The organism is uncultured Modestobacter sp., from assembly GCF_947486615.1.
Lineage (GTDB): Bacteria > Actinomycetota > Actinomycetes > Mycobacteriales > Geodermatophilaceae > Modestobacter.
Map to the genome: position 1 here is coordinate 249014 of NZ_CANKUD010000006.1, position 24004 is coordinate 273017.

Annotated in this window: 18 protein-coding genes; all 18 read left to right on the forward strand. The window is 74.5% G+C overall.

Going from position 1 to position 24004, the window contains the following annotated elements:
- The first annotated feature begins 140 nt into the window (after positions 1-140).
- Positions 141-1937: an ABC transporter ATP-binding protein gene (locus tag Q1A09_RS13590; RefSeq protein WP_299955762.1), complete on the forward strand. Its 1797-nt coding sequence runs from the start codon at positions 141-143 to the stop codon at positions 1935-1937.
- Positions 1934-3766, forward strand: coding sequence for an ABC transporter ATP-binding protein (locus Q1A09_RS13595; RefSeq protein WP_299955763.1), 1833 nt, complete (start codon positions 1934-1936; stop codon positions 3764-3766). Before Q1A09_RS13590 ends, Q1A09_RS13595 begins: the two co-directional genes overlap by 4 nt.
- 59 nt (positions 3767-3825) lie before the next feature.
- Positions 3826-4251 carry a hypothetical protein gene (locus tag Q1A09_RS13600; RefSeq protein WP_299955765.1) on the forward strand — a complete coding sequence of 142 codons (426 nt, stop codon included), beginning with the start codon at positions 3826-3828 and terminating at the stop codon, positions 4249-4251.
- A gap of 68 nt (positions 4252-4319) precedes the next feature.
- Positions 4320-4754 carry a hypothetical protein gene (locus tag Q1A09_RS13605; RefSeq protein ID WP_299955767.1) on the forward strand — a complete coding sequence of 145 codons (435 nt, stop codon included), beginning with the start codon at positions 4320-4322 and terminating at the stop codon, positions 4752-4754.
- 198 nt (positions 4755-4952) lie between these two features.
- Positions 4953-5459, forward strand: a complete 507-nt coding sequence (locus tag Q1A09_RS13610; protein ID WP_299955769.1) for a hypothetical protein — start codon at positions 4953-4955, stop codon at positions 5457-5459.
- A gap of 10 nt (positions 5460-5469) precedes the next feature.
- Complete coding sequence (locus Q1A09_RS13615) at positions 5470-7125, forward strand: FAD-binding dehydrogenase (RefSeq protein WP_299955771.1); 1656 nt, start codon at positions 5470-5472, stop codon at positions 7123-7125.
- A 24-nt stretch (positions 7126-7149) separates the two neighbouring features.
- A complete protein-coding gene (locus Q1A09_RS13620) occupies positions 7150-7944 on the forward strand; it encodes a hypothetical protein (RefSeq protein ID WP_299955773.1) in 795 nt (264 codons plus the stop codon).
- Between the two features lie 32 nt (positions 7945-7976).
- Complete coding sequence (hisI, locus tag Q1A09_RS13625; RefSeq protein WP_299955775.1) at positions 7977-8351, forward strand: phosphoribosyl-AMP cyclohydrolase; 375 nt, start codon at positions 7977-7979, stop codon at positions 8349-8351.
- Entirely contained in the window at positions 8335-9852 is a 1518-nt protein-coding gene (locus Q1A09_RS13630; protein ID WP_299955777.1) for an anthranilate synthase component I, read from the forward strand. The genes hisI and Q1A09_RS13630 overlap by 17 nt, the downstream gene beginning before the upstream one ends.
- On the forward strand, positions 9849-10472 hold the full coding sequence (locus Q1A09_RS13635; RefSeq protein WP_299955779.1) for a TIGR02234 family membrane protein: 624 nt from the start codon (positions 9849-9851) through the stop codon (positions 10470-10472). The genes Q1A09_RS13630 and Q1A09_RS13635 overlap by 4 nt, the downstream gene beginning before the upstream one ends.
- 264 nt (positions 10473-10736) lie before the next feature.
- Positions 10737-11546: an indole-3-glycerol phosphate synthase TrpC gene (gene trpC / locus Q1A09_RS13640; RefSeq protein WP_299955780.1), complete on the forward strand. Its 810-nt coding sequence runs from the start codon at positions 10737-10739 to the stop codon at positions 11544-11546.
- A 79-nt stretch (positions 11547-11625) separates the two neighbouring features.
- Positions 11626-13062 carry a tryptophan synthase subunit beta gene (gene trpB / locus Q1A09_RS13645; protein ID WP_299955782.1) on the forward strand — a complete coding sequence of 479 codons (1437 nt, stop codon included), beginning with the start codon at positions 11626-11628 and terminating at the stop codon, positions 13060-13062.
- Positions 13059-13859: a tryptophan synthase subunit alpha gene (gene trpA / locus Q1A09_RS13650; protein ID WP_299955784.1), complete on the forward strand. Its 801-nt coding sequence runs from the start codon at positions 13059-13061 to the stop codon at positions 13857-13859. Before trpB ends, trpA begins: the two co-directional genes overlap by 4 nt.
- Positions 13856-14947 carry a prolipoprotein diacylglyceryl transferase gene (gene lgt / locus Q1A09_RS13655; protein ID WP_299955786.1) on the forward strand — a complete coding sequence of 364 codons (1092 nt, stop codon included), beginning with the start codon at positions 13856-13858 and terminating at the stop codon, positions 14945-14947. The genes trpA and lgt overlap by 4 nt, the downstream gene beginning before the upstream one ends.
- Positions 14948-15353: 406 nt before the next feature.
- Positions 15354-20039, forward strand: coding sequence for a glutamate synthase large subunit (gltB, locus tag Q1A09_RS13660; protein WP_299955788.1), 4686 nt, complete (start codon positions 15354-15356; stop codon positions 20037-20039).
- Entirely contained in the window at positions 20032-21519 is a 1488-nt protein-coding gene (locus tag Q1A09_RS13665; protein ID WP_299955790.1) for a glutamate synthase subunit beta, read from the forward strand. The genes gltB and Q1A09_RS13665 overlap by 8 nt, the downstream gene beginning before the upstream one ends.
- A 129-nt stretch (positions 21520-21648) precedes the next feature.
- Positions 21649-23064, forward strand: a complete 1416-nt coding sequence (gene pyk, locus Q1A09_RS13670; protein WP_299955792.1) for a pyruvate kinase — start codon at positions 21649-21651, stop codon at positions 23062-23064.
- Complete coding sequence (locus Q1A09_RS13675; RefSeq protein WP_299955794.1) at positions 23061-23948, forward strand: acyl-CoA thioesterase II; 888 nt, start codon at positions 23061-23063, stop codon at positions 23946-23948. The genes pyk and Q1A09_RS13675 overlap by 4 nt, the downstream gene beginning before the upstream one ends.
- Positions 23949-24004 lie beyond the last annotated feature (56 nt).

A 24004-nucleotide genomic window follows, 5' to 3' on the forward strand; every position in this document is an offset into this window, starting at 1 on the left:
CCTCGGCCGCACGGGGCGTCGTCCGGCGCGGCCGGGTCCGCCGACACGGCCGCGCCGGCAGTCATTCGAAAGCCGTTAGGAGGGGTAACCAAGTCGCGTAGGCTGGGGCCACCGATCGCACCACCCACCGGAGGACACCTGTGCCGCGCCGCAGAGAAGCCGTTGTCCGGCGCGGGCTCGGGCACGTCCGCCGGGCCATCCGGGAGCAGCCCGGCATCTTCACCCTCGCCCTGCTGGGCAGCAGCCTCTACGGCGGCATGACGGTGGCCAGCGCCTACGTCATCGGCGGCATCACCGACCGGGTGCTGCTGCCGGCCTTCGACGAGGGGGCCACCACCACCGCGGCGCTGAGCCTGGCCGCCCTGGCGATCCTGGTCGTCGCCGTCCTCAAGATCGTCGGGATCATCGGCCGGCGGCTGTTCGCCGGGATGATGACCTACCGGCTGCAGGCCGACTACCGCCGCCGGGTCACCGGCCAGTACCTCCGGCTGCCGCTGTCCTGGCACCAGCGGCACCCCACCGGTCAGCTGCTGTCCAACGCCAACTCCGACGTAGAGTCCGCCTGGTTCTTCGTCTCCCCGCTGCCCTTCGCCTGCGGCGCCCTGGTCATGATCGCCATCACCGCGGTCGCGCTGGTGCTCACCGACCCGCTGCTGGCGATCGTCGGTCTGGTCGTCTTCCCGCTGGTCTTCGTGATCAACGCGGTCTACAGCCAGGTGATGTCCCCGCGGATGGCCCGGGCCCAGCAGCTGCGCGCCGAGGTCAGCGAGATCGCCCACGAGAGCTTCGACGCCGCGCTGGTGGTGAAGACCCTGGGTCGCGAGTCCAGCGAGACCACCCGCTTCGCGGCCAAGGCCGACGAGCTGCGCGACGGGCTGGTCGCCGTCGGCCGGGTCCGCGGCCTGTTCGACCCGATCATGGAGGCGCTGCCGAACCTGGGCACCCTCGCCGTCCTGCTGGTCGGTGCCGAGCGGGTGGCCGGCGGTGCCGCCGAGGCCGGCGACCTGGTGTCGATCGCCTACCTGTTCACCCTGCTCGCCCTGCCGATCCGGGCGATCGGCTGGGTGCTCGCCGACCTGCCCCGGGCGATGGCCGGCTTCGACCGGGTCACCCCGGTGCTCGAGGCGACCGGGGAGATCCCGCACGGCCCGGACGCCGCCCCCGGCGGCGACCGCGGCGCCGAGCTCGGCCTGCGCGAGGTCGGCTACCGGTTCGAGGGCGCTGCCCGTCCCACCCTGGACGGCGTCACCTTCGACGTCACCGCCGGCCGGACGCTGGCCGTCGTCGGCCCCACCGGGTCGGGCAAGTCCACCCTCGCCGGACTGCTCGTGCGGCTGACCGACCCCGACACCGGCGCGGTGCTGCTGGACGGCGTCGACCTGCGCACCGTGCGGGAGGGCGAGGTGAGCAGCCAGGTCGCCTTCGTCGCGCAGTCCACCTTCCTGTTCGACGACACCGTCCGGGACAACATCACCCTCGGCGGCCCGTTCTCCGACGAGCAGGTGCACGAGGCGCTGCGGATCGCCGCCGCCGACGACTTCGTGGCCCGGCTGCCCGACGGCCTGGACACCCGGGTGGGGGAGCGCGGTGCCAGCCTCTCCGGCGGTCAGCGCCAGCGGCTCGCGCTGGCCCGCGCCGTCGTCCGGCGGCCACGTTTGCTGGTGCTGGACGACGCCACCAGCGCGGTCGACCCCTCGGTGGAGGCCCGCATCCTGGACGCGCTGCGGGCCAGCGACCGCCCGGCGACGGTGGTCGTGGTGGCCTACCGGCAGGCCACGATCGCGCTGGCCGACGAGGTGGTCTGGATCGAGAACGGCCGGCTGGTCGCCCGCGGCAGCCACGAGCAACTGCTCGCCCAGGTGCCCGGTTACGTCCGCCTGGTGCGCGCCTACCAGGCCGAACCGGCCGAGCCCGCGCGCACGGAGGTGCCCGCGTGAGCGACGAGCCGCTGCTGACCGCCGACCGTCGGTCGGAGAGCGCCACCGCGACGCTGCGCCGCGGGCTGCGGATGATGCCGGAGTTCCGCCAGGGGCTGCCGGCCACCTTCGCCCTCGCCCTGGTCGCCACCGCCGGCCGGGTGGTCGTCCCGATCGCGGTCCAGCAGACGCTGGACAACGGGCTGAACGCCCCCGGCGGACCGGACATCCCGCTGGTCCGCGAGCTGGTGGCCGTCTGCGCCCTGGTCGTGCTGGTCACCAGCGTCGCGGTGTACCGGATGAACGTGCGGCTGTTCCGCACCACCGAGACGGCGCTGGCCGGGCTGCGGGTGCGGGCCTTCCGGCACGTGCACGACCTGTCGGTGCTGCACCAGCAGGGGCAGCGCCGCGGGTCGCTGGTCTCCCGGGTCACCAGCGACGTCGACCAGCTGTCGGTGTTCATGCAGTGGGGCGGCGTCCTGGGCCTGGTCAGCCTCGGCCAGCTGGTGGTCGCCACCGTGGTCATGGCCTTCTACTCCTGGCAGCTGACCTTGCTGGTCCTGGTCTGCTTCATCCCGCTGGCGGTGCTGGTCAAGTACTTCGCCCGCCGGCTCGCCGAGGTGTACGGCGTCGTCCGGGAGCGGGTCGGCGACGTGCTGGGCGCGGTCTCCGAGTCGGTCATCGGCGCCCCCACGGTGCGGGCCTACGGCGTCCGGGCCCGGACGGCGGCGCGCATCGACCGCGCCATCGACCGGCACTACGAGGCCTCGGTGCACGCCCAGAAGGTCACCGCCGCGGTGTACGTCAGCGGTGAGTTCGTCGCCGCCCTGGCCAACGCCGCCGTGGTCGTGGTCGGCGTGCTGCTGGGCATCGCCGGGGACATCTCCGCCGGCACCCTGGTCGCCTTCCTCTTCCTGGTCACCCTCTTCGTCGCCCCGGTGCAGACCGCCAGCGAGGTGCTCAACGAGGCGCAGAACGCCGTCGCGGGGTTCCGCCGGGTGCTCGACGTGCTCGACACCGAGCCCGACGTGCAGGACCCCGAGGACGGCCGGGCGCTGCCCGACGGCCCGCTGGACGTGCGGTTCGATCACGTCGGCTTCGCCTACGCCGAGGGCGCCCGCAAGGCCCTGGACGACGTCGACCTGACCATCCCCGCCCGCACCCGGGTCGCCATCGTCGGGGAGACCGGCTCGGGCAAGACCACCTTCGCCAAGCTGGTCACCCGGCTGATGGACCCCACCGAGGGTCGGGTGCTGGTCGGCAACGGGCGGGACGGCGGGGCGACCGGCATGGTGCCGCTGACCGAGGTCGCCTTCGCCTCACTGCGCGAGCGGGTGGTGATGGTGCCGCAGGACGGCTTCCTCTTCGACGCCTCGGTCGCGGCCAACGTGCGGTACGGCCGGCCGGGCATCTCCGACGCCGAGGTGGCCGCGGCCTTCGTCGAGCTCGGGCTGGGTGACTGGCTGGCCGGTCTGCCCGACGGGGTGGACACCCCGGTCGGACAGCGCGGTGAGTCGCTGTCGGCGGGGGAGCGGCAGCTGGTCGCCGTCGCCCGCGCCTACGTCGCCGACCCCGACCTGCTGGTGCTCGACGAGGCCACCAGCGCGGTCGACCCGGCCACCGAGATGCGGCTGACCCGGGCGCTGGACGCGCTCACCGACGGGCGCACCACGCTGACCATCGCGCACCGGCTCTCCACCGCGGAGCGGGCCGACGAGGTGCTCGTCGTCGACGCCGGCCGGGTGGTGCAGCGCGGCACGCACGACCAGCTCGTGGACGCCGACGGCCCGTATGCCCGGCTGCACGCCTCCTGGCGCCGCAGCTCGGGCCGGCAGGCCGAGCCGGTCTGACCGGACCTGCTCCGGCGTGGAGCAGGGGGTCGATGGTGGGCGGGACCTACGCTCCGGCGGTGTCCACCCGCGCGCCCGTAGCCGGCGCTCCGGTCCACCGGCAACCACCGGTGGCCGCCGCGGTCGCCGTCGCGCTGGCGGTCCTCGCCGCCGGGTCGGTGTTCGCGCTCAGCGCCTGGTGGGTGCTGGACGCCGGGACGTTCGAGGTCTTCTACTACATGGGCCTCCCGACCTCCCTGGCGATCCTGCTGCTGCTCGGCGCAGCTCTCCTGGGCACGGGCCGGTCCTGGCTGGCGGTGTGCCTGCCCGGCGTCCTGCTCGCCGGCCTCGGTGGCTGGGTGCTGACCTGGGGGACGAGCTCGCTGGGCCTGGTGGTGCTGTCACTGTTCAGCGCTGCGTGCGCGGGCGCCGCGGTGTGCTCGGTGCTTCCCGCCGTCCGGCGCTGGGTCACCGTCCGGCGGCTGGCGCGGCCGGGCGGCGCGTGAGCGCGGCTGCCTGGTCCGCTGCGGCGGGGCGGGCCCGCCGACCGCCCACTGAGCTCTAGGTTCACCCCGTGCACGCCGCGTCAGACGTCCCCGTCCGCCGCCGCCCACCGGTCGCGGTGTTCTTCGCCGTCCCGCTGGCGGTGCTCAGCGCCCTGGCGGTCGCGCTCTTCGCGCTGCTCGCGCTGGCGTTCTCCAACGGCAGCTTCGACGGCGGTGGCTGGCTGGTCGTCGCCGTCCCGGTGCTGCTGTCGGTCTGGCTGCTGGTCGGGGCGCTGCTGCTCCTGCTGGGCCGCAGCTGGCTGGCGGTCTTCCTGCCCGCCGCGGCGCTGGTCGCCCTGCTGGGCTGGGTGATCGTCGCGGAGGGGCTGATCGCGGACTCCGACGGCCTGCTGCCGTTGATCTGGGCGCTCCCGGCCGGGACGGCGCTGCTGGCCGCGCTGCCCGGCGTTCGCGGCTGGGTCGCCGCGCGCCGAGGCGCCCGGCTGTCCGCAGAGCGCGGCTGACCACCGGTCGCCGGTGGGGCCCCCGGCGTCCTGGGTGTGCCCGAGACGGCTGAGCAGGTCCCGCTGACCGCACTGCCCGCCGGCCCCGTGCGGCTCGGCTGGTCGCCCGCGGCGCGGAGCTGGGCCGACCGGTCCGCTCAGCCTCCTCCCAGCTGACGTGCATGCCCGGCCCAGGGCACCCGTCCTAACCTGCCGGGCATGCCGTCCACCTCCAGCCGCCGCCGTGGACCGGCGGCTCCCCAGCACCGTCCACGCCGTCCGATCGGGCGCGGCTTCGCGACCGCGCCCCCGGCACCGGTCCGGCCGGTACAGGCGCCGTTCGCCGCCGTCTTCGGCCTGCTCGTCGCCGCCGAGGACGCCTACCTCGGCTGGCTGCTCTGGGACGCCGACCCCGGCTGGGGTTGGTACCTGCTGCTGCCCGCCCTGCTGGCGGTGGCGGCGGTCGCCGGCGCGGTGCTGGTGCACCGGGGCCGGGCGCTGGGCCGGGTGAGCGGCTCGGCGGTGCTCGCGACGGCCTGCGTGCTGCCGATGCTGGGCCTGCTCGGGCTGGCGCTGTTCTTCGCCGCCCTCGGTGGCGGTCAGGCCGCGTGGTGGGCGCTGCTGCTGCTCATCGGCCCGGTGGGCGGGCTGGTGCTGGCGCTGCAGCAGCCGGTCCGGCAGTGGAGCGCTGCGCGCCCGGCCCGGTCGGGGGCCGGCGCCCGCTAGCGTGCCCGGCGTGAGCAACGACGCTGACGTCATCGTGGTGGGCGCGGGGCTGGCCGGACTGGTCGCCACCGCCGAGCTGGCCGACGCCGGGAAGCGGGTGCTGCTGCTGGACCAGGAGCCGGCCGCCTCCCTCGGCGGGCAGGCGCACTGGTCCTTCGGCGGGCTGTTCCTCGTCGACAGCCCCGAGCAGCGCCGGCTGCGGGTCAAGGACTCGCTGGAACTGGCCCGGCAGGACTGGCTGGGCACCGCGGGCTTCGACCGCGAGGAGGACCAGTGGCCCCGCCAGTGGGCCGAGGCCTACCTGCAGTTCGCCGCGGGGGAGAAGCGGGCCTGGCTCCGCGAGCAGGGCGTGCGGTTCTTCCCGGTGGTCGGCTGGGCCGAGCGCGGTGGGTACACCGCCACCGGGCACGGCAACTCCGTCCCCCGGTTCCACATCACCTGGGGCACCGGGCCCGGCGTCCTGGCCCCCTTCCTCCGCCGGGTCGCCGACGCCACCGCGCGCGGGTTGGTCACCGTGCGGCACCGGCACCGGGTCGACGGCCTGGTGCTCACCGGCGGCGCGGTCACCGGCGTGCGCGGCGCTGTGCTGGAGCCCAGCGACGTCGCGCGGGGGGAAGCCAGCTCGCGCACCGAGGTCGGGGAGTTCGAGTACGCCGCGCAGGCCGTCGTCGTCACCTCCGGGGGCATCGGCGGCAACCACGACCTGGTGCGGAAGAACTGGCCGGCCCGGCTCGGCCCGGTGCCGAAGAAGCTGCTCTCCGGCGTCCCGGCGCACGTCGACGGCCGGATGCTGGAGATCACCGAGGACGCCGGCGGCCGGGTGGTCAACCCCGACCGGATGTGGCACTACACGGAGGGGATCGCCAACCACTCACCGATCTGGGCCCGGCACGGCATCCGGATCCTGCCCGGCCCGTCCTCGATGTGGCTCGACGCCACCGGCTCCCGGCTGCCCGTGCCGCTGTTCCCCGGCTTCGACACCCTCGGCACGCTGGCGCACATCGGCACCACCGGCCACGAGCACACCTGGTTCCTGCTCACGAGGAAGATCGTGGAGAAGGAGTTCACCCTCTCCGGCTCCGAGCAGAACCCCGACCTGACGGGCAAGGACCTCAAGCTGCTGCTCACCCGGGTGCGCTCGGGCGCGGCGGCACCGGTGCAGAAGTTCCTGGACGACGGCGAGGACTTCGTCGTCGCGCGCACCCTGCCCGAGCTGGTCGCCGGGATGAACCGGCTGACCGGGGACTCCCCGCACGTCGACCTGGCCACCGTGGAGCGCGAGGTCGTCGCCCGGGACCGGGAGATCGCCAACACCTTCACCAAGGACCTCCAGGTGACGGCGATGCGCCAGGCCCGCACTTTCCTGGGCGACAAGCTGATCCGGGTCGCCGCGCCGCACCGGCTGCTGGACCCCGACGCCGGCCCGCTGATCGCCGTCCGGTTGAACGTGCTCACCCGCAAGTCCCTCGGTGGGCTGGAGACCGACCTGTCCGGCCGGGTGCTGCGGGCCGGTGGCGAGCCGTTCCCGGGGCTCTACGCCGCCGGTGAGGTCGCCGGGTTCGGTGGCGGCGGGATGCACGGCTACCGCTCGCTGGAGGGCACCTTCCTGGGCGGCTGCATCTTCTCCGGGCGGGTCGCCGGCCGCGCGGTGGCCGCCGCCCTGTGACAGTGGTGGCATGAGGACGACGGCGTGACGGAGGACCCTCGCCCGGCCGAGGACTCGGACGGCGTGGACTGGAACGCGGTGCCCTACCAGGGCCCGCCCCGCTACGCCCCGCCGATGGACCCACCGGTGGCCTCCGGCCAGGCCCCCTACCCGCCGCCCCACCACGGCCAGCCCCCGTACGGCCAGCCCCCGTACGGCCAGCCCCCGTACGGCCAGCCCCCGTACGGCCAGCCCCCGTACGGCCCGCCGCCCTACGGCCCGCCGCCCTACGGCCCGCCGTCCTACGGCTCGCCGTCCTACCCGCCGCCCGAGCAGTGGCCGGCGCCGTACGCCGGGCAGCCGTACGCCGGGCAGCAGCCGCCCGGCCGGCCCGTGGACCCGCGGCCGGTCCCTGTCGTCGTCGGGACGGCGCTCGGCTTCGCCGCCGGCGCGCTGCTGCTGATGTGCACGCTGTTCCTCGCCGCCTTCGCCGCGCTGCTCACCGTCGTCCGCCGGCCCGACGGGATGGCCGGCACCGGCGTCGTCGTCCTGCAACTGGTCCTGGCCGCGCTGCTGGTCACCGGCGCGGCCCTGGCGCTGGCCGGCCGCTGGCAGTGGCTGGTGCTCGCCGACGGTGCGCTGGTCGTGCTGTCGCTCTGGTGGCTGGTCGGCTCCGGCAGCGGGCAGCTGCTGGACACCGCGCCGACCGTGGCGCTCCCTCTCGTCTTCACGCTGCTGGCCGGAGCCTCCGGCGTGCTGGTCGCGCTGCCGGCGAGCCGGGCCTGGGCGCAACGCCGCACCGGCGCGGCTCCCCGGCCCCCGGCCGCCCCCGGGCCCTGACCGGGCGGGGGAGCGGTGGGACGATCAGCGGCATGTCCGCCCCCGCCACCGGCCCCCGGCTCGACCCCGAGGTCGCCACGCTGCTCCGCCGGGACCCCGCCGGGCTCGTCGCCGCCGTCGCCCAGCAGCACGACACCGGCGAGGTCCTCATGGTCGCCTGGATGGACGACGAGGCCCTGCGCCGCACGCTGACCAGCGGCCGGGCCACCTACTGGTCGCGCAGCCGCGAGGAGTACTGGGCCAAGGGCGAGACGTCGGGCCACCGGCAGTGGGTGCGCGAGGTCCGGCTCGACTGCGACGGCGACGCACTGCTGCTGCTGGTCGACCAGGAGGGCCCCGCCTGCCACACCGGCGAGCGCAGCTGCTTCCACCGCCCGCTGGAGGTGCAGCGTGCCGACGTTCGGTGACACGGTGCCCAGCCGCGCCGAGTTCCTGGCGCGCGAGGGCGTGGGGACGGCGATGGTCCCGGTCACCCGCCGGCTGCTCGCCGACAGCGAGACCGCGGTCGGCGTCTACCGCAAGCTGGCCGGCAACCGCCCCGGCACGGTGCTGCTGGAGTCCGCCGAGCAGGGCAAGCAGTGGTCGCGCTACAGCTTCGTCGGCGTCCGCAGCGCCGGCGTGCTCACCGAGCAGGACGGGACCACCGCCTGGCTCGGCGACCCGCTGCCCGGGCTCACCGACGACCTGCCCACCGACCCGCTGGCCGCCGTCCGCACCCTGGCCCGCCGGTTCCGCGCACCGCGCGGCGCTGTCGACGACCTGCCGCCGCTGACGGGTGGGCTGGTCGGCTACCTCGGCTACGACGTGGTGCGCCGGCTCGAGCGGCTGCCGCAGAGCGCCGCCGACGACCTGGGCATGCCGGAGCTGGCGATGATGCTGGTCACCGACCTCGCCGTCCTCGACCACACCGACGGCACGGTGCTGCTCATCGCCAACGTGCTCGACGGCTCGGCCGCCGGCTACGACGACGCGGTGACCCGGCTGGACGCGATGGCCGCCGACCTCACCAAGGCCGTGCCGCCGGGCGTGGCCACCCTGACCACCGCTGACGCGCCGCCGGTGGTGAGCAACATGGCGGCGGGGGAGTACGAGGCCGGGGTCGAGCGGGTCCGCGAGCACGTCCGGGCCGGCGACGTCTTCCAGACCGTGCTCAGCCAGCGGTTCGAGCTGGCCACCGACGTCGACGCACTCGACCTCTACCGGGTGCTGCGGGCGACCAACCCCTCGCCCTACATGTACCTGCTCCGCTTCGCCGGCCGGCAGTCGCCCTTCGACGTGGTCGGCTCCTCACCGGAGGCGCTGGTCACCGTGACCGGCGACCGGGCGATCGTGCACCCGCCGGCCGGGACCCGCCCGCGCGGCGCCACCCCCGAGGACGACGTCCGGCTCACCGAGGAGCTGATGGCCGACCCCAAGGAGCGGGCCGAGCACGTGATGTTGGTCGACCTGGCCCGCAACGACCTGGGCCGGGTCAGCGTGCCGGGCACCGTGGAGGTGGCCGACTTCATGCGGGTCGAGCGCTACAGCCACGTCATGCACCTGGTGTCCACCGTGGCCGGTCAGGTCTCGCCGGGCCGGGACGCCCTGGACGTCTTCGACGCGACGTTCCCCGCCGGCACCGTCTCCGGGGCGCCCAAGCCGCGGGCGATGGAGGTCATCGAGTCCCTCGAGCCCACCCGGCGCGCGCTCTACGCCGGCACGGTCGGCTACCTGGACGCCAGCGGCGACATGGACATGGCGATCGCCATCCGGACGGCGGTGCTGCACGACGGGCGGGCGTACGTGCAGGCCGGTGCTGGGGTCGTCGCCGACAGCGACCCGGCCGCCGAGGAGGCCGAGACCCGGCACAAGGCCCGGGCGGTGCTCTCGGCGATCGCGACGGCCGAGGGGCTGCGGGAGCTGCGGTGAGCGCGCCCGCGCGCCCACCGCGCGCCGAGCGCCGGGAGCTCACCCTCGCGCTGCTCGGCTGCACGCTCGCCGGCGCGCTGTCGCTGTCGGCGTCGGGCCAGCCCTGGGCGGACGTGACCATCACCCGGCCCGCGCCGCTGCCGCCCACCGAGACGGTGCTCACCGGCAGCCAGGCCGCGCCGCTGGTGTCCGCCTGCGGGCTGCTGCTGCTCGCCGCCGCGGTGGCCGTCATCGCCGTCCGCGGTGCCGGTCGGGTGGTCGTCGGGCTGCTGGTCGCCGTGGCCGGCGGGGTGCTCGGCTGGTCGGGGCTGCGCGGGCTGACCGGCCAGCTGGACCTCGACGGCACCGACGTGGGCGCCACCGTCGGGCTGGGCGGCTCGCAGGTCACCACGGACGCGGTCACCACCTGGCCGGCGCTCACCCTGGTCGCGGGCCTGCTCGGGGTGCTCGCCGGCGCGCTGGTGGTGCTGCGCGGCCGCGGCTGGCCGGGGATGGGCCGCCGGTACGAGCGCGCCGGGGCGCCGGCCGCGCCGCCCCGGGCCGCCCGGCCGGAGACGGCCGAGGACCGGCACCAGGCGGCCTGGCGGTCGCTGGACCGCGGGGACGACCCGACCGTCTGACGCAGGCCCCGCCGCCGCGGCCGCCCGCTCGAGCGGCCATGTCGGCGAACACGGCCGCCCCGCGGGACGGGAGACGGAGGCAGGGCGACCATGTCGGCGACCATGGCCGGTCGGCGACCCGAGCCACGTTTACACCCGGGCCGCGCGGGCGGTGCACCGCCCCCCGCCCGCTGGCCGGACCGGCACGTCTCTACAGTGATCTGCGCTGTCCGAGTGGTGCGGTACAGGGCCGGTGCCACATGCTGAGGGGTCCGAGGAGGGGTCGTGAGCGTCCTCGACGACATCGTCGCCGGCGTCCGTGAGGACGTCGCTGCCCGGCAGGCCGCCACCCCGCTGGCCGAGGTGCAGGCCGCGGCCCGCGAGGTCCGGCCGGCTCTGGACGCCCAGGCCGCACTGCGTGCCCCCGGCGTCGGGGTGATCGCGGAGGTCAAGCGGCGCAGCCCGAGCAAGGGCGCGCTCGCCGACATCACCGACCCGGCCGCGCTGGCCGTGCAGTACGCCGCCGGCGGAGCCCGGGTGATCAGCGTGCTGACCGAGGGGCGCCGGTTCGGCGGCTCGCACGCCGACCTGGCCGCGGTGCGCGCCGCGGTCGACGTCCCGGTGCTGTGCAAGGACTTCGTGGTCAGCAGCTACCAGGTGCACGAGGCCCGGGCGCACGGTGCCGACGTCGTCCTGCTGATCGTCGCCGCCCTCGACCAGCCGGTGCTCACCGGCCTGCTCGAGCGGGTCGAGTCCCTCGGCATGACCGCCCTGGTCGAGGTGCACAGCGAGGCAGAGGCCGACCGCGCGCTGACCGCCGGGGCGACCGTGATCGGCGTCAACGCCCGCGACCTGACCACGCTGTCGGTCGACCGCTCGACCTTCGAGCGGATCGCCCCCGGTCTGCCCAGTGAGGTGGTCAAGGTCGCCGAGTCCGGCGTCCGCGGCCCGCACGACCTGATCAGCTATGCCGGCGCCGGCGCCGACGCGGTGCTGGTCGGCGAGGGCCTGGTCACCGCCGGCGACCCGCGGCAGGCGGTCGCCGACCTGGTCACGGCCGGCTCGCACCCGGCGACCCCACGCGCCTCCCGCTGACACCGACCTCCCTGCAGGGGCCCGCCGCGAGGCAAGAGCGGTGGGGGGCAGGGAGGTCCTTCCGCCTACGCTGGAGGGCATGACCCTCTCCGCGCACGCCCCGGCCCCTGACGTCCCCGACGCCAGTTCCCGAGACGACGGGGCGCGCCCGGAGTGGCCGGACGCCACCGGCCACTTCGGCGTCTACGGCGGCCGGTTCGTGCCGGAGGCGCTGATCGCCGCCCTCGACGAGCTCACCGAGGCCTACGAGGCGATGCGGGTCGACCCCGCCTTCCTCGCGGAGTTCGCCCGGCTGCAGCGGGACTACACCGGCCGGCCCAGCCCGATCACCGAGGTGCCGAAGTTCGCCGAGCACTGCGGCGGCGCGCGGGTGCTGCTCAAGCGCGAGGACCTGAACCACACCGGCTCGCACAAGATCAACAACGTGCTGGGTCAGGCGCTGCTGACCAAGCGGATCGGCAAGCAGCGGGTGATCGCCGAGACGGGCGCCGGCCAGCACGGGGTGGCCACCGCCACCGCCGCGGCGCTGATGGGGCTCTCCTGCACCGTCTACATGGGCGAGGAGGACACCCGCCGCCAGGCGCTCAACGTCGCCCGGATGCGGCTGCTCGGCGCCGAGGTCATCCCGGTCACCACCGGCTCCCGCACGCTCAAGGACGCGATCAACGAGGCGTTCCGCGACTGGGTGACCAACGTCGAGACCACCAACTACGTCTTCGGCACCGTCGCCGGCCCGCACCCCTTCCCGGCGATGGTCCGGGACTTCCAGCGGGTGATCGGCGACGAGGCCCGCGCCCAGCTGCTCGAGCGCGAGGGCCGGCTGCCCGACGTCGTCCTGGCCTGCGTGGGCGGCGGGTCGAACGCGATCGGGATCTTCACCGCCTTCGTGCCCGACGACGGGGTGCGGCTGGTCGGCCTGGAGGCCGGCGGCGACGGCGTCGAGACCGGGCGGCACGCCGCCACGATCACCGGCGGGGACCCCGGCGTGCTGCACGGCGCGCGGTCCTACCTGCTGCAGGACGTCAACGGGCAGACCATCGAGTCGCACTCGATCTCCGCCGGGCTGGACTACCCGGGCGTGGGGCCCGAGCACTCCTTCCTCAACGACATCGGGCGTGCGGAGTACCGGCCGGTCACCGACGCGCAGGCGATGGAGGCCTTCGCGCTGCTGTGCCGCACCGAGGGCATCATCCCGGCGATCGAGTCCGCGCACGCGCTGGCCGGGGCGATGCAGATCGGCCAGGAGCTCGGGTCGAGGGGGACCGGTGGGCGGGGGGATGAGCCTCCCGTGCTGCTGGTGAACCTCTCCGGCCGCGGCGACAAGGACGTCGAGACCGCCAGCGCCTGGTTCGGGCTGGGTGAGCAGACCGCCCCCACGGACGGCGACGAGCGCGCCGTGGAGGCCGGCCGCGGCGCCGAGCCCGGTCCGGGACTGGACGAGGACCAGCGCGCCACGGACGGTGCGGTCAGCAACGACGAGGCCGTCGCCGGCCCGGACGCGGGGGAGCAGGCGTGAGCGCCCTGCAGGAGCGGATCGCCGCGGCGCGGGCCGAGGGCCGGGCCGCACTGGTCGCCTACCTGCCCGTCGGGTACCCCGACGTGGACACCTCGATCGCGGCCATGGTCGCCGCCGTCGAGGGCGGCGCCGACGTCGTCGAGGTCGGGGTGCCCTACTCCGACCCGGGGATGGACGGCCCGGTCATCCAGGAGGCCGTGGACGTCGCCGTCCGGGCCGGGGTGGGGCTTCCCGACGTGCTGCGGGCGGTCAGCGCGGTGGCCGAGGCCGGCGCGGTGCCGGTGGTGATGAGCTACTGGAACCCGATCGAGCGCTACGGCGTCGACCGGTTCGCCGACGACCTCGCCGCGGCCGGCGGCGCCGGCGTAATCACCCCCGACCTGATCCCGGACGAGGCGGGCGCCTGGCTGGCCGCCAGCGAGCGCACCGGCCTGGACCGGGTGTTCCTCGTCGCGCCGTCGTCGACCGACGTCCGGCTGGCCAGCACCCTCGCCGCCTGCCGGGGCTTCGTCTACGCCGCCTCCACGATGGGCGTCACCGGCACCCGCGCCACGGTCGGCGACGCCGCCGAGCGGCTGGTCTCCCGGACCCGGGCGGTCGCCGGCGACCTGCCGATCTGCGTCGGGCTGGGTGTCTCCGACGGCGACCAGGCCGCCGAGGTGGCCGGCTTCGCCGACGGCGTGATCGTCGGCTCGGCCTACGTGCGCACCCTGCTCGAGGGGCGGGGTCCCGACGGCGTGCGTGTCCTGTCCGAAGAGCTCGCCGCCGGCGTCCGACGTGCGAAGGTGCGGGCATGACCGTGCTCGCTGCGATCCCGAGCCCGGCCCAGGCCGTCTGGGAGATCGGACCGTTCCCGCTGCGCGCCTACGCGCTGTGCATCATCGCCGGCATCGTGGTGGCCGCCTGGCTCGGCGAGCGCCGCTGGGTCGCCCGCGGCGGTGCCCCCGGCGACGTGCTGGACATCGCCGTCTGGGCGGTGCCCTTCGGCATCGTCGGTGGCCGCATCTACCACGTGATCAGCACCCCCGAGCCGTACTTCGGGGAGGGCGGGGACCCGCTGCGGGCCTTCGCCATCTGGGAGGGCGGCCTGGGCATCTGGGGCGCCATCGCCTTCGGCGGGCTCGGCGCCTGGATCGGCTGCCGCCGGCGCGGCATCCCGCTGCCGGCCTGGGCCGATGCGCTGGCCCCGGGCATCGTCCTGGCCCAGGCGGTCGGCCGGCTGGGCAACTGGTTCAACAACGAGCTGTACGGCGGCCCCACCGACCTGCCCTGGGCGCTCACGATCCACCGCTGGGACGCCTCCGCCGGGCAGGCGCTGGCCGGTCCTGACGGGTCCGCGCTGGTGCTGGGCACCTTCCACCCCACGTTCCTCTACGAGCTGCTGTGGAACGTCGGGGTGGCGCTGCTGGTCATCTGGGCCGACCGCCGCTTCCGGCTCTCCCACGGGCGGGCGTTCGCGCTCTACGTCGCCGCCTACTGCGCCGGCCGGGTGTGGATCGAGGCGCTGCGGATCGACACCGCCGAGCAGTTCTTCGGCATCCGGCTCAACGTCTTCACCTCGATCGTCGTGGGGCTGCTCGCGGTGGCCTACCTGTTCGCCCAGCGTGGCCGGCCGCGGGAGGTCATCACCCGCGGCGCCGACCAGGCGGCGAAGGAGCAGGCCGCGAAGGGGCAGCCCGCGGGCGCCGGGCGGGCCACCGCCGACGCCCCGGCAGGTGCGGCAGCGACCGGCAGCACAGCCACGGCCAGCACGGCCACGTCCAGCACGGCCACGGCCGACGGCGCGCCTGCCGGCGAGGGTGCCGCGACACCCGCCTCCCGGTCGGGGGAGCCCGACGACGCGTCGGGGGACCGCCGCCCGGGTACGCCGCCCCCGGCGGGCTGACCGCCGCCCGGCGGGCCCGGGCCGGCCACCCCTCCGGCCCCGGCGACGTCCCCGCGTCGTCACCATGGTGAGACCTGCGCGACATGTCGCTGAGGTGTCGCCGCTGTGTACGCTCGTCGTCGGCCGACCAGTGATCCTGGGCCGGCCGGCGACGTCGGAACCGGGCCAGCGCTGCCCCGCACACGACCACCCCCGCGGACACCACACCCCGCGGGCGCGCGGGGAGCAGGGACCGGCTCGACGTACCGTGTCCCGCCGGCCCCGATGCCCCACCCGTCGGACCGCTCCGGTCCTCCCCGCACCGCCCCACCCGCTTCGACACGACCCGGCGGGGTCTGCGTGACCCCCCGCACCAGCGCCACCGCCCCGGCGGCCGGCGCCGCGGCCAGCCGACGACGGGAGTGACATGTCCGACCTCGCCGCCCTGCCCCAGTCCGCCGGGGCCCTGCCGTCCCCGGACGCACCAGGCACCGCCGTCCCGTTCTCCGCCCTGCCGGCCGCCACGGGTCTCTACGACCCGGCGCGGGAGCACGACGCCTGTGGCGTCGCCTTCGTCGCCGACGCGCGGGGACGCCGCTCCCGGTCGATCGTGGCCGCCGGCCTCACCGCGCTGCACAACCTCGACCACCGCGGCGCCGCCGGCTCCGAGCCGAACTCCGGTGACGGGGCGGGCATCCTCACCCAGGTCCCCGACGCCCTGCTGCGCGGCAGCGTCGACTTCGACCTGCCGCCGCTGGGCGAGTACGCCGTGGGCATCGCCTTCCTGCCGGCCGACGAGGCCGAGCGCGCCTCCGTCGTCGACGCCGTCGCCGGCCTCGCCGCCGAGGAGGGCCTGACCGTCCTGGGCTGGCGCGAGCTGCCGGTCGACCCCGACGGCGCCGACCTGGGCCCGACGGCGCGAGCGGTCATGCCGCACTTCGCCCAGCTGTTCGTCGCCGAGACGATCGGCGCGCGGGCCGACGCGAAGGCCTTCGGCGGCACCGCCGCCCCGCACGGGGTCACCCGGCTGGAGCGGCGGTCCTTCGTGCTGCGCAAGCGGGTCGAGCGCGCCGCCCGGGACGCCGGCACCAGCTGCTACATCGCCTCGCTGTCCTCCCGCACGATCACCTACAAGGGCATGCTGACCACCGACCAGCTGCCCGCGTTCTTCCCCGACCTCCAGGACGAGCGCTACGAGTCGGCGATCGCGCTGGTGCACAGCCGGTTCTCCACGAACACCTTCCCGAGCTGGCCGCTGGCCCACCCGTTCCGCTTCATCGCGCACAACGGCGAGATCAACACCATCAAGGGCAACCGCAACCGGATGCGGGCCCGCGAGGCGAAGCTGGAGACCGAGCTCTTCGACGGCCCGGCGGGACCTGCCAGCGAGCTCGGGCTGGAACGGATCTTCCCGGTCACCGCCAGCGACTTCAGCGACTCGGCCACCTTCGACGAGGTGCTCGAGCTGATCCACCTGTCCGGCCGGTCACTGCCGCACGCGGTGCTGATGATGATCCCGGAGGCGTGGGAGAACCACGACGAGATGGACGCGGCCCGCCGCGCCTTCTACCGGTTCCACTCCTCGATCATGGAGCCCTGGGACGGCCCGGCCTGCGTCGCCTTCACCGACGGCACGCTGATCGGCGCGGTCCTGGACCGCAACGGCCTGCGCCCCGGTCGCTGGTGGCGCACCAAGGACGACCTGGTCGTGCTGGCCAGCGAGGCCGGCGTGCTGGACATCCCGGCCGGCGACGTGGTGGCCAAGGGCCGGCTGCAGCCGGGCCGGATGTTCCTCGTCGACACCACCGCCGGCGCGATCGTCTCCGACGAGGACGTCAAGGGGGCGCTGGCCGCCGAGGCTCCCTACGACGACTGGCTGCACGCCGGCCTGGTGCACCTGCCGTCGCTGCCCGAGCGGCGCCGCTCCCGGCCCAGCCACGAGTCCGTCGTCCGCCGGCAGCAGCTGTTCGGCTACACCGAGGAAGAGCTGCGCATCCTCGTGCAGCCGATGGCGGCCAGCGGTGCCGAGCCGATCGGCTCGATGGGCACCGACACCCCGATCGCCTCGCTGTCGGACCGCTCACGGCAGCTCTACGACTACTTCACCCAGCTGTTCGCCCAGGTCACCAACCCGCCGCTGGACGCCATCCGCGAGGAGCTGGTGACCAGCCTGGGCCGCACCTTCGGGCCCGAGCAGAACCTGCTGGACGCCACCCCGGCGTCCTGCCGGCAGGTGTTCCTGCCCTACCCGGTGATCGACAACGACGAGCTGGCCAAGATCCTGCACATCGACGACGACGGCGACCTGCCGGGCTTCGCCGCGGTGCGGATCACCGGCCACTTCGACGTCAACGGCGGTGGCCCGGCGCTGACCCAGGCCATCACCGACCTGCGCACCAAGGTGAGCAAGGCGATCGCCGCCGGCGCTCGGGTCATCGTGCTGTCCGACCGGGACTGCGACGAGAAGCGCGCGCCCATCCCGTCGCTGCTGATGACGGCCGCCGTCCACCACCACCTGGTGCGCGAGCGCACCCGGATGGAGGTCGGCCTGGTCGTCGAGTCCGGTGACTGCCGCGAGGTGCACCACGTCGCGCTGCTGCTGGGCTACGGCGCGGCCGCGGTGAACCCCTACCTGGCCTTCGAGAGCGTCGAGGACCTGATCCGCACCGGCACGCTCACCGGCGTGCAGCCCGCCGCCGCCGTCCGCAACGTGGTCAAGGCCATGGGCAAGGGCGTGCTCAAGGTGATGAGCAAGATGGGCATCAGCACCGTCGGCTCGTACACGATGGCGCAGATCTTCGAGACCGTCGGCCTGTCCAAGGCCGTCGTCGACGAGTACTTCACCGGCACCTCCGCCACCCTGGACGGCGTCGGGCTGGACGTGCTCGCCGAAGAGGTGGCGATGCGGCACCGCCGCGCGTACCCGAGCAACCCGACCGAGACCGCGCACCGGCGGCTGGAGACCGGTGGGGAGTACCAGTGGCGCCGCGAGGGCGAGGTGCACCTGTTCAACCCCGAGACGGTGTTCCTGCTCCAGCACGCCACCCGGTCCCGGCAGTACGACGTCTTCCAGCGCTACACCGACACCGTCGACGGGCTCTCGGCCGAGGCGGCGACGCTGCGTGGCCTGTTCGCGCTCAAGACCGGTGAGCGTCCCGCCGTGCCGATCGACGAGGTCGAGCCGGTCAGCGAGATCGTCAAGCGGTTCCAGACCGGCGCGATGAGCTACGGCTCGATCTCCGCCGAGGCGCACGAGACCCTGGCGATCGCGATGAACCGGCTGGGCGGCCGGTCCAACACCGGTGAGGGCGGCGAGGACCCCGACCGGTTCACCCCCGACGCCAACGGCGACCTGCGCCGCAGCTCGATCAAGCAGGTGGCCAGCGGCCGGTTCGGCGTCACCAGCGAGTACCTGGTCAACGCCGACGACATCCAGATCAAGATGGCCCAGGGCGCCAAGCCCGGCGAGGGCGGCCAGCTGCCCGGCAGCAAGGTCTACCCGTGGGTGGCCCGCACCCGGCACTCCACCCCGGGCGTCGGCCTGATCAGCCCGCCGCCGCACCACGACATCTACTCGATCGAGGACCTCAAGCAGCTCATCCACGACCTGAAGAACGCCAACGACCAGGCGCGGGTGCACGTCAAGCTGGTCGCCGAGTCCGGCATCGGCACCGTCGCCGCCGGGGTCAGCAAGGCCAAGGCGGACGTCGTCCTGGTCTCCGGCTTCGACGGCGGCACCGGTGCCGCGCCGCTGACCTCGCTCAAGCACGCCGGCATCCCCTGGGAGATCGGCCTGGCCGAGACGCAGCAGACACTGCTGGCCAACGGGCTGCGCGACCGGATCGTCGTCCAGGTGGACGGGCAGATGAAGACCGGCCGCGACGTCATCGTCGCCGCGCTGCTGGGCGCCGAGGAGTTCGGCTTCGCCACCGCGCCGCTGGTGGTCGAGGGCTGCGTGATGATGCGGGTCTGCCACCTCGACACCTGCCCGGTCGGCATCGCCACCCAGAACCCGGAGCTGCGCAAGCGGTTCACCGGCAAGGCCGAGTTCGTGGTGACCTACTTCGAGTTCCTGGCCCAGCAGGTCCGCGGGTACCTCGCCGAGCTGGGCTTCCGCTCGATCGACGAGGCGGTGGGCCACGCCGAGCTGCTCGACGTCACCCCGGCGGTCGACCACTGGAAGGCCTCGGGGCTGGACCTGCGACCGATCCTGGCCGTGCCGGAGCTGCCCGAGGGCACCCCGCGGCGCAAGGTCCGCGACCAGGACCACGGCCTGGACGTCGCCCTGGACCAGACGCTGATCCAGCTCTGCGAGGGCGCGCTGCTCGATGCCCGCCCGGTGCACCTGGAGCTGCCGGTGCGCAACGTCAACCGCACCGTCGGCACGATGCTCGGCGCGATGGTCACCCGCCGCTTCGGTGGCGAGGGGCTGCCCGACGGCACCATCGACCTGACCTTCACCGGGTCGGCCGGGCAGTCCTTCGGGGCGTTCCTGCCGCGTGGGATCACCATGACCCTGGTCGGCGACGCCAACGACTACGTCGGCAAGGGCCTGTCCGGTGGGCGGATCGTCGTCCGCCCCGCCCCGGAGGCCAGCTTCGCCGCCGAGGACAACGTCATCGCCGGCAACGTGATCGGCTACGGCGCCACCGGTGGCGAGCTGTTCCTGCGCGGCCGGGTGGGGGAGCGGTTCTGCGTCCGCAACTCCGGTGCCCTCGCGATCGTCGAGGGCGTCGGTGACCACGCGCTGGAGTACATGACCGGCGGCACCGCGGTCATCCTCGGGCCGACCGGCCGCAACATCGCCGCCGGCATGTCCGGTGGCATCGGCTACGTGCTCGACCTCGCCCGGCACCGGGTCAACACCGAGATGGTGGACGTCGAGGAGCTGGACGTGCACGGCTCGCAGTGGCTGCGCGAGGTCCTGCAGCGTTACCGGGAGGCCACCGACTCATCGGTGGCCACCAGCCTGCTGGCCGACTGGGGCCGGTGGTCCGGGCGGATCAGCGTCGTCATGCCGCGGGACTACCGGCGCGCGATGGAGGCCCGGCGGGCCGCCGAGGCCGCCGGGTACGACGTGGACCGAGCTGTCATGGAGGCGGCACGTGGTTGATCAGACCGGTTTCCTCAAGTACGACCGGCAGATGCCGCCGCGGCGGCCGGTCGACCTGCGCCTGCTCGACTGGCGGGAGGTCTACCTGACCCGCGACACCGGCGAGGACGCCGTCTTCCCGGTGGCCGCGGTGCGGGAGCAGGCCGCGCGCTGCATGGACTGCGGCATCCCGTTCTGCCACCACGGCTGCCCGCTGGGCAACCTGATCCCGGAGTGGAACGACCTCGCCCGCCGGGACGACTGGCAGGAGGCGATCGAGCGGCTGCACGCCACGAACAACTTCCCCGAGTTCACCGGGAAGCTCTGCCCGGCGCCGTGCGAGTCCGCCTGCGTGCTCAACCTGGAGAACTCACCGGTCACGATCAAGCAGATCGAGTGGGAGATCATCGACCAGGCGTTCGTCAACGGCTGGGTCACCCCGCAGCCGCCGGCGGAGCTGACCGGCAAGAAGGTGGCCGTCATCGGCTCCGGGCCGGCCGGGCTGGCCGCCGCTCAGCAGCTGACCCGGGCCGGGCACGAGGTCACCGTGTACGAGCGGGACGACCGGATCGGCGGGCTCATCCGCTACGGCATCCCCGAGTTCAAGATGGAGAAGCGCCACCTGGACCGCCGGCTGGACCAGATGCGCGCCGAGGGCACCCGGTTCGTCACCGACGTGCACGTCGGCGGCACCGGCGAGGGTGCGCTCACCGTCGAGGCGCTGCGGGCCGAGCACGACGCCGTCGTCCTGGCCATCGGCACCCCGGTCGCCCGCGACCTGCCGCTGCCCGGCCGCGAGCTGGACGGCGTGCACTTCGCCATGGAGTACCTGCCCTTCGGCAACCGTGAGGCCCTCGGCGAGCTCGACGACCCGCCGCTGTCGGCCAAGGGCAAGCACGTGGTGATCATCGGCGGTGGCGACACCGGTGCCGACTGCCTGGGCACCGCGCACCGGCAGGGCGCGGCGAGCGTGGCCCAGCTGGACTACAAGCCGGCACCAACGGGCACCCGGCCGCAGGACAACCCCTGGCCGACCTACGAGATGGTGCTGCGGGTCTCCCCGGCGCACGAGGAGGGCGGCGAGCGGCTGTTCGCCGTCAACACCGAGGCGTTCCTGGGGGACGAGCAGGGACACGTCCGCGGCATCCAGGTGACCGAGATCGAGCTGGTGGACGGTCAGCGCGTCCCGGTGCCGAACAGCACCCGGGAGCTGCCCGCCGACCTGGTGCTGCTCGCGCTGGGCTACACCGGGCCGGAGACCACCGGGCTGGTCGAGGGGCTGGGCTGCGGCGTCGACGAGCGCGGCCGGGTCACCCGGGACGGCGACTACATGTCCAGCGTGCCGGGCGTCTTCGTGGCCGGGGACATGGGCCGCGGCCAGTCACTGATCGTCTGGGCCATCGCGGAGGGCCGCGCCGCGGCCGCGGCCGTCGACACCTGGCTGACCGGTGAGTCGATGCTGCCCCGCCCGGTGACCCCGGACGCCGTCCCGCTGCGCTGAACCGATCGCCGGCCACCGGTCGGCGCTGGTCACCGGGGGGATGAGACGTCCCTGACGACTACCGCCCCTCGGGGGGACACGACGGACCCGGTCCGCTGTGTCCGCCCGAGGAGCGACTAGTTTTGCCTCATGTCTCGTCGCGCCAAGATCGTCTGCACGCTGGGCCCGGCCACCGGCTCCCTGGAGCAGATCACCGCCCTCGTCGAGGCCGGCATGGACGTCGCCCGCCTCAACTTCAGCCACGGCAAGCACGCCGACCACGAGACCGCCTACCGCCTCGTGCGCCAGGCCTCGGACAAGGTCGGCCGCGCCGTCGCCATCCTCGCCGACCTGCAGGGCCCCAAGATCCGCCTCGGTACGTTCGCCGACGGCCCGGTCGTCTGGGAGACCGGCGCCCGCGTCTGCATCACCGTCGACGACGTCGAGGGCACCGCCGAGCGCGTCTCCACGACCTACAAGGACCTCGCCAACGACGCCCGGGTGGGCGACCGGCTGCTCGTCGACGACGGCAAGCTCGCGCTGACCGTCGTCGAGGTCAACGGCCCCGACGTCTTCTGCCTGGTGCTCGAGGGCGGGCCGATCTCGAACAACAAGGGCCTGTCGCTGCCCGGGGTCGCTGTCAGCGTGCCGGCGATGTCGGAGAAGGACGCCGAGGACCTGCGCTTCGCGCTCTCCCTGGGCGTGGACTTCGTCGCGCTGTCCTTCGTCCGGCACGCCCGCGACGTCGAGCTGGTGCGCGAGATCATGCACCAGGAGGACGTCGTGGTGCCGGTGATCGCCAAGCTGGAGAAGCCGGAGGCGGTCGAGAACCTCGAGGCGATCGTCGAGGCGTTCGACGGCGTCATGGTCGCCCGCGGCGACCTGGGCGTGGAGCTCCCGCTCGAGCAGGTGCCGCTGGTGCAGAAGCGCGCGGTGCAGGTGGCCCGTGAGTACAACAAGCCGGTCATCGTGGCCACGCAGATGCTCGAGTCGATGATCGAGAACTCCCGGCCGACCCGCGCCGAGGCCTCCGACGTCGCCAACGCCGTGCTCGACGGCGCCGACGCGGTGATGCTGTCGGGGGAGACCTCGGTGGGCAAGTTCCCGATCGTCGCGGTGAAGACGATGGAGCGGATCATCGACGCCATCGAGACCGACGAGATCCTCAGCCCTGCGGTGACCCGGGCGCCCGGCTCGCGCCCCGGCGCGATCGTGCGCGCGGCCAAGGACATCGGGGAGGCCCTCGACGTGGCCGCCCTCGCCGCGTTCACCTCCACCGGCAAGAGCGCCCAGCGGCTGGCCGCGCTGCACACCCGGCTGCCGATCCTCGCCTTCACCAACGACCCGCGGGTGCGCAGCCGGCTGGCGCTGTCCTGGGGCGTGGAGACCTTCATCGTGCCCACCGTCGAGCACACCGACGACATGGTCGCCCAGGTCGACTTCTCGCTGCTGTCCATCGGCCGGCTCAAGGAGGGTGACCAGGTCGTGGTCGTGGCGGGTTCCCCGCCGAACACCGCCGGGTCCACCAACCTAATCCGCGTCCACGAGGTGGGGACCGAGGCGTGACGGCCGGGGTCGCGCAGCCGGGGGAGACCCCGGCTGCGGAGCTGATGCTGGTCCTGGACCTGGAGGAACGCGGTCCGGACCTCTACGTCGGCACGACCCCGAGCACTCCGCTGCAGCGGATCTTCGGCGGCCAGGTGGCGGCCCAGGCCCTCACCGCGGCCAACGCGAGCGTGCCGGCGGGGCGGACGGTGCACTCGCTGCACTCGTACTTCCTCCGCCCGGGCGACCCGCACGAGGAGATCCGCTACGAGGTGGACCGGATCCGTGAGGGCCGGTCGTTCAGCACCCGGCGGGTGGTGGCGCGCCAGACCCGCAAGGGCGAGGACGTCGCCATCTTCGCGCTGACCGCCGACTTCACCGCCGGCGAGCGCCCGGTGGTCGAGCACTCGCTGCCGATGCCGCAGGTGCCCGGCCCCGAGGGGCTGCCCGGCCTGGCCGAGGTCGCCGCCGCGCACCCGGCGCAGGGCAAGGCGTCGCAGGCGATCGGGCGTGCGGTGGAGCAGCGCTACCTCAGCGACCCGTTCGACCCGGCTCCCCGGCTGCCCCCGCACACCGCGTTCCGGGTGTGGTTCCGGGTGGCCGGCCGGCTGCCGGACGACGATGCGGTGCACGCCGCGGCGCTGACCTTCGTCAGTGACCTGACCCTGCTGTCGGCCGGGCTGGCCCGGATCGGTGGTGGGTGGGGCGGCTCGGTGGTCGGCGCCAGCCTGGACCACGCGGTGTGGTTCCACCGGCCGGTGCGGGCCGACGAGTGGTTCCTCTACGAGACCGACAGCCCGGCGGCCGCCAGTGGACGGGCGCTGTGCTTCGGGCAGATCTGGGCCGCCGACGGCACCCACGTGGCCACCGTCGCCCAGGAGGGCCTCATCCGCTCCCTCGGCTGATCCGCCGTCGGCCCGGTCGCCGGTGCGCAGTCGTCGGGGTCTCCGCGCGGATGGAG

Bases quoted from the DNA above. Each gene is read 5' to 3' on its own strand.
- hisI (WP_299955775.1), top strand. From the start codon at position 7,977: ATGTCCGCCCCCGCCACCGGCCCCCGGCTCGACCCCGAGGTCGCCACG.
- trpB (WP_299955782.1), top strand. From the start codon at position 11,626: ATGACCCTCTCCGCGCACGCCCCGGCCCCTGACGTCCCCGACGCCAGT.
- gltB (WP_299955788.1), top strand. From the start codon at position 15,354: ATGTCCGACCTCGCCGCCCTGCCCCAGTCCGCCGGGGCCCTGCCGTCC.
- pyk (WP_299955792.1), top strand. From the start codon at position 21,649: ATGTCTCGTCGCGCCAAGATCGTCTGCACGCTGGGCCCGGCCACCGGC.
- Q1A09_RS13610 (WP_299955769.1), top strand. From the start codon at position 4,953: ATGCCGTCCACCTCCAGCCGCCGCCGTGGACCGGCGGCTCCCCAGCAC.
- lgt (WP_299955786.1), top strand. From the start codon at position 13,856: ATGACCGTGCTCGCTGCGATCCCGAGCCCGGCCCAGGCCGTCTGGGAG.